Origin of the sequence: Pseudomonas sp. 58 R 12 (assembly GCF_900005865.1) — a bacterium.
Lineage (GTDB): Bacteria > Pseudomonadota > Gammaproteobacteria > Pseudomonadales > Pseudomonadaceae > Aquipseudomonas > Aquipseudomonas tritici.
Window position 1 is genome coordinate 1 of record NZ_CVTP01000011.1, and the last position, 14805, is coordinate 14805.

Here is a 14805-nt window from a genome sequence, read left to right on the forward strand (position 1 = left end):
CCAGTCCATCAGCTACGCCGAACTGAATCGCCAGGCCAACCGCCTCGCGCATCACCTGATCGGCCAGGGCATTGGCCCGGAAGTGCTGGTGGGCGTGGCGGTCGAGCGTTCGTTCGACATGGTGGTCAGCCTATTGGCAGTGCTCAAGGCCGGCGGCGCCTATGTGCCGCTGGACCCGCAATACCCGCGTGAACGCCTGTTGCATATGCTTGAAGACAGCGGCGTGCGCCTGGTGCTGACCCAGTCTCATGTGGCGATGCCATTGCCCGAAGGCATGGCGACGGTCGATCTGGCGGATGCGCACCTGGCGTTGTGCCCTGAAAGCGATCCGCAGATAACGGTTTTTTCGCAGAACCTGGCCTATGTGATCTACACCTCCGGCTCCACCGGCAAACCCAAGGGCGTGGCGATCAACCATGCGGCGCTGACTGAGTTTTCCAGCATTGCTGCTGGCTATTCACGGTTGACCTCGGAAGACCGCGTTCTTCAATTCGCTACCCTGAACTTCGACGGTTTTGTTGAACAGCTGTACCCGGCGTTGACCCATGGCGCCACGGTTGTGCTGCGCGGTCCCGAGCTGTGGGACAGTGCGCGGCTGTACGAGGAAATCATCGCCCAGGGCATTACCCTGGCCGACTTGCCGACCGCCTACTGGAACCTGTTCCTGCTCGACTGCCTGGCCGCTGGCCCGCGTGCTTACGGTTCGCTTCGCCAGATCCACATCGGTGGCGAAGCCATGCCGCTGGACGGCCCGGCGCAGTGGCTCAAGGCCGGGCTTGGCCATGTGCGTTTGCTCAATACCTACGGCCCGACGGAGGCCACTGTTGTATCGAGCGTGCTGGACTGCACATCAGGCACCGAACTGATCGGCGCCACCGCCAGCCCGATTGGCCGTTCACTGCCAGGGCGGGCGTTGTATGTGCTGGATCGTGACTTGAACCTGGCGCCGCTGGGCGCCGTGGGCGAGTTGTACATCGGCAGCAGCTGCGGCTTGGCGCGTGCCTATCTGAACCGGGCGTTGCTGACGGCCGAGCGTTTTGTACCGGACCCGTTCGGCGAAACCGGTGAGCGCCTGTACCGCACGGGTGACTTGGCGCGCTACCGCGCTGACGGTGTAATCGAGTACGTCGGCCGGGTCGACCATCAGGTGAAAATCCGTGGTTTTCGTATCGAGCTGGGGGAAATCGAAGCGCTGTTGCTGGCCCAGGACGGCGTACGTGAAACCCTGGTGTTGGCTGCCGACAACCAGTTGGTGGCCTATCTGGTCAGCGAGCAAACCGACGCCGAAGCCCTGAAGTCGACTCTGCGTGAACAACTGCCGGACTACATGGTGCCGGCGCACCTGGTTTTCCTTGAACGCATGCCGCTGAACCCGAATGGCAAACTGGATCGCCAGGCGCTGCCAAAGCCCGATGCCAGCCAATCGCAGCAGCTGTGGGTCGAGCCCGTCACCGAACTGGAGCAACAGGTCGCCGCTGTCTGGGCCGATATCCTGGGCGCCGAGCGAGTAGGGCTGACGGACCACTTTTTTGAAATGGGCGGCCACTCGTTATTGGCCATGCAGGTCGTCTCGCGCCTGCGCAACCTGCTGGGCAGGGAAATCGCCCTGCGAAGCCTGTTCGAACAACCGCGCTTGCAGGGGTTTGTTGCTGCCTTGTCGACCGACAGCGGCACACCGCTGGCGCCTCCGCTGTTGGCCGTGGGGCGAGATCAACCCTTGCCCTTGTCCTACGCCCAGGAGCGCCAATGGTTCCTCTGGCAACTGGACCCGGACAGCGCGGCGTATCACGTGCCGGGTGTCTTGCGTTTGAAGGGCCAACTGGACCAAGCCGCATTGCAGCGCAGTTTCGACACACTGGTCGCGCGTCATGAAAGCCTGCGTACCCACCTGCAACAAGACGGTGAGCGTGCGGTGCAGGTTATTGCGGCGAACACATCGGTAGCGATCACCCGTAGCGACGTAGAAGAGGCTGCACTGCGTACTCATGTGGAGGCGTTCATTGCACAACCGTTCGACCTGACCCAGGGGCCGCTCATGCGTGTGGGCCTGCTGCGCGTCGCCGACGATGACCATGTATTGGCGCTGGTGCAGCACCACATCATTTCCGATGGTGGGTCGATGCAGGTGCTGGTTGATGAACTGGTGCACTTGTATGTTGCGTACAGCCAGGGCCAAACGCCGCAGTTGCCGGACCTGCCGGTGCAATACGCTGACTACGCGGTGTGGCAGCGCAATTGGATGGATGCCGGCGAAAAAACACGTCAGCTCGATTACTGGCGCGGCCTGCTTGGCGGTGAGCAACCGGTCCTGGAGCTGCCACTGGATCACCCGCGTCCGACCCAGCAAAGCCATCGCGGTGCGAGCCTGGAGATCAACGTTCCCTCGGCGCTGGTCAGCGCATTGCGCACGCAGGCCCAGCGTCAAGGGGTGACGCTGTTCATGCTGTTGCTGGCGTCGTTCCAGACCTTGTTGCACCGCTACAGTGGCCAGCGAGATATCCGCGTCGGCGTCCCCGTCGCTAACCGAAACCGCGTGGAAACCGAGCGCCTGATCGGCTTCTTCGTCAACACCCAGGTGCTCAAGGCCGACATCGATGGGCAGCAGACGGTTGCCCAGTTACTGGCGCAGGTCAAGCAACGTGCGCTGGATGCCCAGGCGCATCAGGACTTGCCTTTCGAGCAACTGGTAGAAGCCTTGCAGCCTGAGCGCAACCTGAGTTTCAACCCGTTGTTCCAGGTGCTCTTCAATCATCAGACGCAGGCCTCTGCCCGCGATGAGCGCCAGCCACTACCTGGCCTGAGTGTCAGTGGGCTGGCGTGGGACAGCCAGACCGCCCAGTTCGATCTGAGCCTCAATACCCACGAATCGATCGAAGGGCTTGCCGCCTCGCTCACCTATGCCACTGACCTGTTCGAACCCGCTACGCTGGCGCGCATGGCGCGTCATTGGCTGAACCTGCTGCAGGGCATGGTGGGTGATGTGCAGCAGCGTATCGGCCAGTTGCCGTTACTTGACCACCGTGAGCAGCAAACGGCGGTGCACGGCTGGAACGCCACGACCCGCGACTACCCGCTGCAACGCTGTGTGCACCAATGGATCGAAGATCAGGCTGCGTTTACACCCGATGCGCCGGCGTTGGCGTTTGCCGGGCAACAGCTGAGCTACACCGAGTTGAATCGCCGCGCCAACCGCTTGGCCCATCGTTTGATCAGCGCCGGTGTAGGCCCGGACGTCCTTGTGGGGCTGGCGCTAGAGCGTTCCATCGAGATGGTGGTGGGGCTGTTGGCGGTCCTCAAGGCCGGTGGCGCCTATGTGCCGCTGGACCCGGAATACCCGCGCGAACGCCTGGCCTACATGCTGCAGGACAGCGGCGTGAAGCTGCTGCTGACCCAGGCGCATTTGTTGGAACAGTTGCCGATCCCGCAAGGCTTGGACAGCCTGGTGCTCGGCGAGTCCTGGTTTGAAGGGTATGCCGAACACAACCCGGACATCGCCCTGGACGGCGAAAACCTCGCCTATGTGATCTACACCTCCGGTTCCACCGGGCAACCCAAAGGGGCGGGCAACCGACATTCGGCGCTGACCAACCGGTTGTGCTGGATGCAGGAAGCCTATGGCCTGACAGCCCGCGACAGCGTGCTGCAAAAGACCCCGTTCAGTTTTGATGTCTCGGTGTGGGAGTTCTTCTGGCCCTTGATGACCGGTGCGCGCCTGGTGGTTGCAGCGCCTGGGGATCATCGTGATCCGGCCAAGTTGGTCAGCCTGATCAACCACGAGCACATCACCACGCTGCACTTTGTGCCCTCGATGCTCCAGGCGTTCCTGCAGGATCCACAGGTCACCACCTGCCAAAGCCTGCAACGTATCGTGTGCAGCGGCGAAGCACTGCCGGTGGATGCCCAGCAACAGGTATTCGCCAAGCTGCCCCAGGCCGGGCTCTACAACCTTTACGGCCCAACGGAGGCTGCCATCGACGTGACCCACTGGACGTGCGTCGACGAAGGCCAGGCCACCGTGCCCATCGGAGAGCCGATCGCCAACTTGCGCACCCATGTGCTGGACGCCGGTTTATCGCCGGTACCTGTCGGCGTGGCGGGCGAGTTGTACCTGGGCGGCGAAGGCCTGGCGCGCAGTTACCATCGCCGCCCCGGCCTTACCGCTGAACGTTTTGTACCTTGCCCCTTTCATGCCGGCGCTCGCCTGTATCGCACCGGCGACCGCGTACGCCAGCGCGCTGATGGTGTGATTGAGTACCTCGGGCGCCTGGATCATCAGGTCAAGCTACGCGGCCTGCGGATTGAGCTGGGTGAAATCGAAGCGCGTCTGCTCGAACACCCGGATGTGCGCGAAGCCACCGTGCTGGTGGTGGACGGTCAGCACTTGGTGGGTTACGTGGTGCTGCAACAGGCTGGCGACGACTGGCGTGACCGCCTGGGCGCCTATTTGGGGAATCACCTGCCGGACTATATGGTGCCCGCACAATGGGTGGTGCTGGAACAGATGCCGTTGAGCCCCAATGGCAAGCTGGACCGCAAGGCGTTGCCCAAGCCCGACGCAACGGGCCGCGAATACGTTGCGCCGCACACTCGGTTGCAACAGCAGATTGCCGACATCTGGGCACAGGTGCTGGGCGTCGAGCGCGTGGGCTTGCACGACAATTTCTTCGAACTGGGCGGCCACTCGCTGTTGGTGCTGATGCTCAAGGACCGACTCAACAAGGCGTGCGGTGTGTCGCTGGCGGTCAATCAATTGATGCTTCATCCCACCGTGGCCGGGCAGGCGCGCTGCATGGAGGGTAACGGCCCGACGTCGCTGATCGTGCCGCTCAACGGCCAGACTGAAGGCACGCCACTGTATTTATTCCACCCAAGTTTTGGTTCGGTGCATTGCTACAAAGCCATTGCCCTGGCGTTGCGTGAGCAGCGCCCGGTGATGGGCGTGATGTGCCGCGCCTTGGTGGAAGAGGGCGGCGAAGTGCCGAGCTGGGCGCAGATGGTCGAGGATTACGCCCAGCAGTTGCTGCGTGCCCAGCCGCAGGGTGCCTTTTGCCTGGCGGGCTGGTCACTGGGCGGCAACCTGGCCATGGAAGTGGCCTATCACCTGGAACAGGCCGGTCGTCAGGTCGAATCGGTCGGCTGGATCGATGCGCCGCCACCGGCTCGCTTCACTGCGTTCTGGAGTCAGGGCGCGCTGGTGGACGACCGCGTGATCTCTGCTGCTGAGCGGCGTGCCGAGCTGCTGGCGGTGATGTTCCCTCCCTATGCCGAACAGATCCAACGTGTCTGGCAAGCGGCTCCCGGCAACGAGGATGAACAATGGCAGTGCCTGTCCGACTGGGCGGAATCGACCCTGGGCGACAGCTTCCGTGTACTCAAGGAAGAGTTGCAGGAGGGCGGCGAAACCGAGCGCTCCTGGGCGATCAAGCAACTGCTGGATGAGCGCCTGCAAGACACCGACTACCGTGCGATCAAGGCACCGGTCAACTGCTGGTGGGCGGCGCTGAGTGAGGGCGGTATTCACCAGGCACTGATCGAAAGCGGCATGCGCGAGGTGATCGGCCAGGCGGGTATCCAGCGCTCGGTGGTGATCGAGACGACTCATCATCGGATCGTGGATAACGCTGAGTTCATCCGCAGCTTTGTGGCCGTCTTGCAGTAAGCGGTTGAGGTAAGAAACGCCCCTGATCATCAAGCATGATCAGGGGCGTTTTGTTATGGCCATGAAAAAGCCCCTGGTCACGTGGTGAGCAGGGGCTTTGGGGGTTGCGGGTCAGAAGTCGTAACGGGTGGTCACCATGAAGTTGCGTGGGTCGCCAGGGTAGGCGGAGTCATAGAAACCGATATTGGTGTAATAGTGCTTGTCGAACAGGTTGTTGACGTTGAGGGTGGCCGACAGGTTCTCGGTCACTTGGTAACGGGTCATCAGGTCAACCAGCCAGTAGGGTTCCTGGGTGAATTTTTCAGAGCGTCCGCCGCCGGGGTAGCCCCAATTCCGGACAGTCTGCCAGCCTGCGCTCTGCCAGCGTGCGCCGCCGCCGACGGTGAGCTTGTCGAGGCTGCCTTGCAGTTTGTAGGTGGTGTAGAAGCTGACTTGGTCTTCTGGTTCCCAGGTTGAGACCTTCTTGCCGTCATCATCTCGTGCGATCTTGTGGGTGTAGCCTGCCTGAAGCTGCCAGCCAGGGGTAAGTTCGCCAGAAATTTCAGCCTCGTAACCCTTGGTTTTGCTCTTGGTACCGACGTAAGCAGTGAAGTCAGTGGTTGGAAGGGAGTTAAAAGCAGAGTCGGTGACTGGGCGATTGGTCTCATGCACTTCGAAGTAGGCCAAGCTCGAATTCAAGCGGCCATCGAAAAACTCACCTTTGACACCCAGTTCGTAGTTCTTGCCTTCATCTGGATCAAGCATCGTGCGTGTGCGGTCGCGGTACTCGGTCTGTGGCTTGAAAATCGTGGAGTAACTGGTATAGGCAGTGAAGTTTTCGTTGAGGTCATACGTCAAGCCGGCATACGGAATGACTTTTCCGCTTTCCTCACTGTCGCTGGTTCCGGTGACCTGGTAATTGGCAATCCGAGTGCCCAGCAACAGGTGCATCTCATCCGTCAGGCTGAAGCGTCCGGTGATATAGGTGCCGGTCTGGCGAGTGGTCTCATCACTGATCCTGGAGGGCGCGCCCCACAGCGGTTCGATGGCCTGGCCGTGCCAGTTATAGAAATCATAGGAGTTGTCGAAGTAGGTGACGTTGCTTCGGTAATCCTTGCCTTTCCATCGGGAGGTCGAAAGCGACTGGCCAATCACCAGCTCATGTTCGCGACCAAACAGGTCGAACGGCCCTGAAGCGTAGACATCCAGGCTGTCGCTGGTGGTTTCACCGGTGTATTTGCTGGCAAAGATCGAACTGGCGGTGGCGGAGTCCTGGGATATGTAGCCCAGGGGGGCGTTGTAGCCGTTGATCTGGTGGTTGTATTGGCCTTTGGTGACCCAGCCGTTGTCGAAATTATGCTCCAGCGTGGCAAATACAGTCCTGCTGTATTGTTCCCATGAACCCCATTTAGGACCATTGTTGAAAGAGCGCGGCACGTCGAGTTTATTGCCGACGGCATCAAAAATCGTATGGGTGCCGGTCCAGCTCGAGCCTTTGGGGTTGCTGTCCTGATAGTCGGCGCCCAGGGTCAACAGGGTGTCCGGGGTCAAGTCGACTTCAAGGATGCCGTAGTAAACGCCGGTCTTGCGGGAGTAGTGGTCGAGGAACGACTTTTTGTCTTGATACGCCGCCACCGCGCGTCCACGTACGTTGCCGCTCTCGGTCAGCGGGCCGCTGACATCGACCTGTGTACGGTAGTTGTCCCAGGAGCCAGCACCCAGTTCAATGCTGCTCTTGAACTCGGAAGTCGGCTTTTTACGGATCAGGTTGATGGTGCCACCAGGCGCGCCGGCTCCGGTGAGCAAACCGGTGGCGCCCTTGAGGACTTCAACCCGGTCATAGATCGCCATGTCAGTCATGGTCTGGCCTGCCGAGTACTGGGCATTGCGCAGGGTCGGAATGCCGTCGTACTGGAAGTTCTCGATGGAGAATCCACGGGAGTAGTAGTTGGTACGCTCGGTGTCGAAGGTCGACACCGTGATACCCGGTGTATGGCGCATCACATCGTCAATGGATTTGAGCCCAAAATCATCCATCACCTGGCGCGTCACCACCGAAATCGATTGCGGCGTCTCCCGTGGCGTCAGCACCAGGCGCGTCGCCGTGGCGATGGTGCCTGGGGTGTACGAACCGGTGCCTTCGGTCACGGTGCCCAATTGGTTGGCCGTCACCTGGGTGGCACCCAGTTCCAGCCCTGAGGTTGCGACCGCACTGATGGTCACGGCGTTGCCCTGCAGCGTGTAATCGATGCCGGTGCCTTTGAGCAGGGTGGCGATGGCTTGCTTGGGTTCCTGCTTACCTTTGACGGCGGTGCTGGTTTTGCCCTGCACGTCGGTAGGGCTGTAGAGCACTTGCAGGTTGCTCTGCTGGCCAAACGCTTGCAGTGCCGTCCCCAACGGCTGTGCAGGGATGTCGAGCTCGATCTCTTGGGCCTGGACGTACCCGGCAATGGGCATCGATACCGCAAGGGCCAGCGCGCTTGGCAACAGGTTGAAGTTCAGGGCCCGTCGCATCGATAGCGCTTTGCTCAGGGGGCTCAGACCGAGTCGTACTGACATGGATGCTTTCTCTTCTATGTTTTAGTTGGCAGATTCTAAGTGTTTATTGAGTGTGGTTCTCATTCCCACTAGTGAGACGTTCCTACTTGCAGAAACCGGAAAAGAAATTTCACGCAGGCTCCATTTCATGTACCACCTGGCCGGCACGCAGGCGCACGAGCTGGTCGGCGATGTCGAAATAGCGGTCGTCGTGGCTGATCACGATGATGGTCTTGCCCAGTCGCTTGAGGTCCGGCAGCAGTTCGGTATAGAAAATGCGGCGGAAGGCCGGGTCCTGGTCGGCGGCCCATTCATCGAACACCAGCACCGGACGTTCTTCGAGCCAGGCATTGACCAGTGCCAGGCGCTTGCGTTGGCCGGTGGACAGGTCGGTGGTGCTGAACACGCCATCCTTGACGCTGACTTTGTGCGCGATTTCCAGGCGCTCCAGGTAGTTGGCGGCGCTGTCCAGCGACTGTGTGGCACTGCCCTGTACCAAGTCATCGAACAGGTAGTAGTCAGCAAATACCGTGGTGAACAACTGGCGATAGTCGTCGCGGACCGGGTCGGTCACGGTTTCCCCGTTGAGGCGGATTTCACCGGCCTGGGGTTGATACAGGCCCAGCAGCAGCTTGATCAGGGTGGTCTTGCCGCAGCCGTTTTCGCCGACGATAAACACGATATCGCCCTGCTTGATGCTCAGGTTGATCGGGCCCAGGTGGAAGGGCTCGCTGCCTTCCACCGGCGGCGGGCTGTACGTCACGCCGCGCAGTTCCAGGCTGTGCACCAGAGGGTGCGGCGCCTCGGTATCGGCCATCAGCAGGTGCGGTTCCGGTGACGAGAAGCGTTCGGACAGTTCGGTAATGCGCGTAAAGGCAATGCGCGCCTTGCCAATGATCGGCAAGTAACCCACCACATGCTCCAGCGGGCCTTTCATGTACAGCAGCACCAGCACGAAACCGGTGATCACTGCCGGGTCCGGGTTGGGGCTGTAGGCCTGCATCGCCAGGGCGATGCCGATAACCACGAAAAACAGCATCGAACCGAACGTCTTGGCGATGATGTAGATGTTGACCGAGCGCACCTGAATGTCGCTGATCCGGTCGGCGGTTTCCTGGATGCGGTGGGTATTCATCCGATAGCGGCGTGGGCGATGGATGCGCAGCTCCTTGGCGCCCGAGGCAATGGCCGAGTAGTAACGTTGCAGCTCGTCTTCGAGGTCGCGGGCTTCGTCGAAACCGCGAATGCCCTTGGCGCCTGCAATGAACTGCACACTGCTGCCGATGATGATCGCCACGATCATCATCACAAACATCGGCACCGACAGGTACGCCAGGTAGCCCAGGCAACCCAGGGTCACTGTGGCGGCAATGGCCAGCGGGGTGAATGCGAAGGAAAAGTCACTGATGGTGTCGACGTCGTGGGTCAGCACCGGGATCAGGCGGTGGGAGCGGTAGCGCTCGATCTGCTCGATCGGCGCCGACAGCACCTTCTCACCCAGTTCCTTGCGCAACGCCGCGATGATGCGCTGGCCCACGTAATTGGTGCCGATGTCCGACACAATCGAGCTGGTCAGCGCCAGCACGCACAGGGCGGCGAAGGTCAGCACCACGCCTTGAGTCATGCCGGTGGAGGAGTGCAGGGCATTATTGATGGTCGCCAGCAAAAAGGTGATGGCCAGGCCGCCGGCCATGCCCAGGGCGACGGAGACGCTGACGATGGTGCGAAAGGGCCTGAGCAATGCGAGCAAACCGTTGAAGGCGCCGCGCTTGGGGTCGGTCATAAATACTTCCCGGAAAGTGAAAAAGAGGGGGCTGGGCACACAGACCCTTACCCATGACAAACGAAGGATTGGCGCGACTATTTAGCTCGGTGCGCTCGGCGGTGGCGGTGGCGGATAAATTGCGCGGCGGCTGGTTCGTTCTTGTGGTGTAGGCGCACGCGCATTGGCGCGTGCCTGATCTATCCAGCGAGAGCGAAGCAATGACGAAAAAGAATCTGGTGTACGTGTGGTCCCTGCGCAATGCCGCGGCTGACAAGGCCGGGCAGCCAGTGGCCTACAAGGACCACGAGCGCTACATGATGTCGGTGCTGGAATCCCTGGCGGGCGCACTGAACGACACGCCGCTGGGCGAGGCCTACAACCTGGTGGGCGTGGTGTATGACGACGACGAGCAAAACCCACGGGACCAGCAGTTGGTCCGCGATTACGGGTTTGCCTACAAACCGGGTCGCCAATGGCTATACCCGGCCGACCTGCGGGTGCAGGGGCGCCTGGTCAATGATCTGCTGCTGAGCGTGCCGTCCACCTACCGGCGGCTGCCACGCGGTAGCGCGGAACACATCGCCGGCAAGCAGGATTTCGAACGCCGCCTGCACGACACGCTGGTGGAGCTGAAGGCAGATATCGTGGTACTGGACGGTTTGTTGGTGATCCTCGACGAGCTGGTGCGCCCGGGCGCGCCGTTTGCCCGCCGCATCATGAACATCCACCCGGGGATTACCCGCATCGAATCGCCCTACGAGCGCCGTGGCGCCTACGCCACCTGGAACGCGCTGTACGGTGCGCGTGGGCAAACGGTGGTGGATTGGGCGACCAAGGAGACCCGGCCCTCGGAGCCGCTGTACCTCACCGGCGCTTCGTTCCACTACGTGGACAACGGCATTGACTCGGGCGAAGTGTTCCACGACGTGCTCAAGACTGAGATCGCGCCGGATGACACCATCCTTGAATTGCGCTGGAATAACTTCAACAACAGCCTGTTCCCGGCGTTGCACGAAGGGTTGGCGTTGTTGGCGCAGAAGGGCTGACCGCAATCTTCTTGAGCCTTGCGGTCCAAATGTGGGAGCTGGCTTGCCTGCGATAGCGGTGGGTCAGACACATTGATGTTAGCTGACCTGCCGCCATCGCAGGCAAGCCAGCTCCCACACTGGAGGGTGCCCGTGTTACAGGTCGCGCACTACCCGAAACCCGATCCAGTCCCCGCGCGTCTGCGGGTAGATGTTATTGCGGTTGCCCGAGCGCGAAAACACCGGCGCTTCGCCCCAGTCGTTGCCGCGAATCTGATACAGCTCGCAGGTCGGCTCCACCCAGGCACTGCCATCGGTGGGGGCGCCCTTGTAGTCCGCGTGGTAGCAGTCGGCGACCCGCTCATACACGTTGCCATGCATGTCGTACATGCCAAAGGCATTCGGCGGGTAGCTGCCGACGGGTGACGAGTAGCTGTACCCATCCGCAGGGCCGTAGGTGTTGGCATGCTTGGCGATGCTGTAGCCCTTGCCCTCATCGAACGGGAACGGGAACGGCCCGGTCGAGCCTGCGCGTGCAGCATATTCACGCTGCGATTCGCTGACCATGTGGTACGGCTGCCCAGTCTTTTTCGACAGCCAGGCCACATAGCCTTTGATGTCATCCATGTCCATGCACACCGCCGGCTGGCGTGGGCCCTGGGGGTAGCGCGGCCTGCTGGCGATGCATTCGCGGCCGGGGCGGGTGTCGCCATCGGCGATGGTCACGCCGGTCTGGCGGACATAGCTGTCCCATTCGCCAGCGGTGATGTGAAAACGGCTCATGGCAAACGGCTTGGCGAAGGTCACTTCATGCATCGGGCTTTCATCCGGCTCGCGGCCGACTTCATCGTCCGGCGTGCCCATGGTGAAGGTGCCGGCGGGCAGCACCACCATTTCCGGGCAGTCCTTGCAGTCCTTGAACACTTTGCCGGGTTGCGGCGCGGCGGCTTGGGCCAGGTTGGGCAGGAGTGCGCCGCACAGGGCGGTCAGTGCCAATGCCGTGAGGGGTTTGAGTCGGGATGGATTCATGTGGGCATCTCGTTCAAAGGAAAAAGGGTGGGCGTCACACCTGCTGGCGAAGCAAGGTCATGAAACGCTGGATTTCATCGGAGGAATTGAGCAGGCCAGGGGCAGTGCGAATCACCGGGCCGACATCCCGGTTCACCGCGTCGATCACCACACGGCGTTTCATCATGTTGGCCGCGACGGCATCACAGTCCTTTCCTTTGACGCGGAAGAAGGTGAAGCCGGCCGACAGTTCGGGGCTGCGCGGCGTGACCAGTTCGATCTGCCGCTGCGCCAACAGCTGCTCCTTGAGTTCGGTATTCAGCGCACGAATGCGTGCCTGCACCTGCGCCTTGCCCAGTTGCAAGTGCAGCTTGAACGCCTCATCCGCCGCCCAGCGATGCTCGAAGGCGTGGTAGCCGCCCGGCGTCATGCGGGTGGCGAAGTCTTTGTCTTCGGAGAAGGTTGGCACCATCGGTGTCACGTATCGGTTGTCCGCGTCGCGGGCGCAGACAAGCCCGGTGCCGCGTGGGCCGAACATCCACTTGTGGGTGCCGGCGATAAAGAAGTCGCAATGCATGTCCGGGAAGTCGAGGTTTTCCACGCCGAAACCATGCACGCCATCCACCACATAGAGGATGCGGTCCTGGTCGTCGCGGTTGCGATTGTGTTCGTCCACCAGCGTGCCGATTTCGCCAATGGGCAGTTTCACGCCACTGCCGGACTGCACCCAGGTCATGCCAAGCACGCGGGTGTTGGGGCGGATATGGCGCTGGATGTTGCCCAGCACCTCGTCGGCGGACACGCGGTGGGCGCTCTCGAATAACTTGATCCGGCGCACCTGCGTGCCTTCCTTGAGTGCGCGATAGTCCAGCACATTTTGGGTGGCGTAGTGCTCGTGGACGGTCGTAAGGATTTCCTGGCCTGGCCGTACCTTGATCCCGCCGTAGATCATCGCCAACCCTTCCGAAGTGCTGCCGGTGAGGGCGATCTGTGCAGGCGTGGCCTGCAAATAGCGGCCGGCCCACTCACGTACCTGGCCTTCACGCTTCCAGGTTTCCTGCAGGTCCCAGTCCATCGCCAGCCCTGGGTTGCGGTCGATCTGCGCCCGGTAACGCTCGATGGCCTCGCGTACCGGCTTGGGGTGCGAAGCCACCAGGAAGTTGGAGAAGTGCAGGTAATCCGGGTCTTGGTTGAACAGCTGCTTGAGGCCCGTCCATGGGGCATCTGTGGTGTTGGCGGCGATTGCTTGCGGGAGCAGCGCGGCGCCCAGTGGCAGGCTGGCGGCAAATACACCCGCCTGCTTGAGGAACGTACGGCGGTCGGTCATGGACGTGCTTCTAAGTGATTAGCGGTTGGCCAATGGCTTGGCGGCTTTTTGTACTTGGTCCCACACGCGCAGGAAGTTACCGCCCCACAGTTTGGCGATATCGGCTTCGGAATAGCCGCGCTGGATCAGTTCGGCGGTGACGTTGCGTATCTCGCCGACGTTCTCCCAGCCCTGGATGCCGCCGCCGTCGTTGAAGTCCGAGGAGATGCCGACGTGATCAATCCCGATCTTGCGCACCGTGTAGTCGACGGCGTCGCCCCAATCCTTGAGCGTGGCCTTGGGCTCCTCTTCAAGAATGCCGTACAGGCCTTGGGCATATTGGCCGAACTTCTGCTCGGGCCAGGCGGCAATGATCGCGTCGCCCGGCATCAAGGCCATGGCCAGGTTGGGCAGGGGAGGCAGGTCGAAACGTGCGCGCAGGGCATTGAGCTTGTCCTGGGTCGGCTGGCTCAAGGGGCGTAGATACGCCGGGAACCCCACGACCTGAACCACGCCGCCGCTGTTCTTGATCAGTTGCAGTTCCTTGTCACTGAGGTTGCGCGGGATATCCACCGACGCGCGTGGCGCTGAATGGGAGGCCACCATCGGTGTGCGGCTCAGCTGCGCCACTTGCTCGAGGGCCTTGGTCGACATCTGCGACACGTCGATGATCACGCCCAGGTCGTTGAGGCGGTGCACGGCTTGTTGGCCAATCGGCGACAAGCCTTCGAGTGCGTCGGCGGAGTCATTGAAAAACGGCAGTGGGCGCGAAGAATCGGACCAGGCGTTATTGCCGATATAGCTGAACCCGAACATGCGCATGCCGCGTGCGGCCCACAGGTCCAGCTGGTTCAAGTCGTTGCCCAAGGGGTAGGCATTGAGCATGCTGATAAAGATCGCGAACTTGCCCTCGCCATGCAGGCGCCGGAAGTCGTCCGGGGTGTAGGCAATGCCCACCTGGTTGGGAAAGTCGCGGACCATGCCGGAGATGATCTTGAAGCGCACCTCTTGCTCATGGCGCGCCTCTTCGACAAAACCGTCGGTGGGCTTGTGCGGGGCGTTGGGGCCGTTCCAGATTTCCGGCCAGCCAAAAATCGTCAGGGCCGCGCCGGACAAGCGGCCACGAGCCGCCTTGGCCAGGTCGAATTGGCCGTTGCCATCCTTGTCGGCCTCGTTGTCGATGCCGCCGAAATCCAGGGGCACGGTGATATGGCTGTCGAATGACAACAGGCGATCCTGCATTTCATTGGCCTGCTTGATCACTTCCAGCGGGTAGCCGGCATTGCCCCTGAACCAGTGATCCCAGGCCAGGAAGCCGGCTCCGGCGCCAATGGCGAGTGCCAGCGGCAGGCCGATATACAACGCCTTTTTCGAACGTGGTTTTGTCATTGCCATCTCAGTCAGTTGAGGCCTTTGCTATCAGGGAAGAACGAGCGTCGGGCACAGAAATTTAGGCGGCGGGCAGGTCGCGGTAAATTTCCCCGGCCTGCAAACGTTCTAGCTCTGATTAAGCCGTTTCCTAAGG

The 14805-nt window shown here is 61.4% G+C and carries 7 protein-coding genes; 2 read left to right on the plus strand and 5 right to left on the minus strand.

What is annotated here, in order from left to right:
• On the plus strand, positions 1-5659 hold a 5659-nt coding region (locus tag BFP95_RS05855; RefSeq protein ID WP_139115297.1), incomplete at its 5' end, for an amino acid adenylation domain-containing protein.
• Positions 5660-5770: 111 nt separating this feature from the next.
• Here the strand turns inward: BFP95_RS05855 and BFP95_RS05860 are convergent.
• Positions 5771-8197 (minus strand): TonB-dependent siderophore receptor, encoded by a 2427-nt coding sequence (locus BFP95_RS05860; protein WP_065909558.1) that lies wholly within the window; start codon positions 8195-8197, stop codon positions 5771-5773.
• 109 nt (positions 8198-8306) lie between these two features.
• Entirely contained in the window at positions 8307-9959 is a 1653-nt protein-coding gene (locus tag BFP95_RS05865; protein ID WP_065876022.1) for a cyclic peptide export ABC transporter, read from the minus strand.
• A 200-nt stretch (positions 9960-10159) separates the two neighbouring features.
• Here BFP95_RS05865 and BFP95_RS05870 point away from each other — a divergent pair, with 200 nt between their 5' ends.
• The gene (locus tag BFP95_RS05870; RefSeq protein ID WP_065876023.1) at positions 10160-10987 is read left to right on the plus strand and encodes a N(5)-hydroxyornithine transformylase PvdF; all 828 of its coding nucleotides are present in this window, start codon (positions 10160-10162) and stop codon (positions 10985-10987) included.
• 135 nt (positions 10988-11122) lie between these two features.
• Here the strand turns inward: BFP95_RS05870 and BFP95_RS05875 are convergent, their stop codons facing one another.
• The 3 genes from BFP95_RS05875 to pvdM are packed head-to-tail and all read right to left on the minus strand — an operon-like array spanning position 11123 to position 14669.
• Positions 11123-11995: a dihydropyoverdine dehydrogenase gene (locus tag BFP95_RS05875; protein WP_065876024.1), complete on the minus strand. Its 873-nt coding sequence runs from the start codon at positions 11993-11995 to the stop codon at positions 11123-11125.
• A 34-nt stretch (positions 11996-12029) separates the two neighbouring features.
• Complete coding sequence (locus BFP95_RS05880) at positions 12030-13301, minus strand: pyoverdine-tailoring periplasmic protein PvdN (RefSeq protein WP_065876025.1); 1272 nt, start codon at positions 13299-13301, stop codon at positions 12030-12032.
• A gap of 18 nt (positions 13302-13319) precedes the next feature.
• On the minus strand, positions 13320-14669 hold the full coding sequence (gene pvdM / locus BFP95_RS05885; protein WP_065876026.1) for a pyoverdine-tailoring dipeptidase-like protein PvdM: 1350 nt from the start codon (positions 14667-14669) through the stop codon (positions 13320-13322).
• Between the last annotated feature and the right edge of the window lie 136 nt (positions 14670-14805).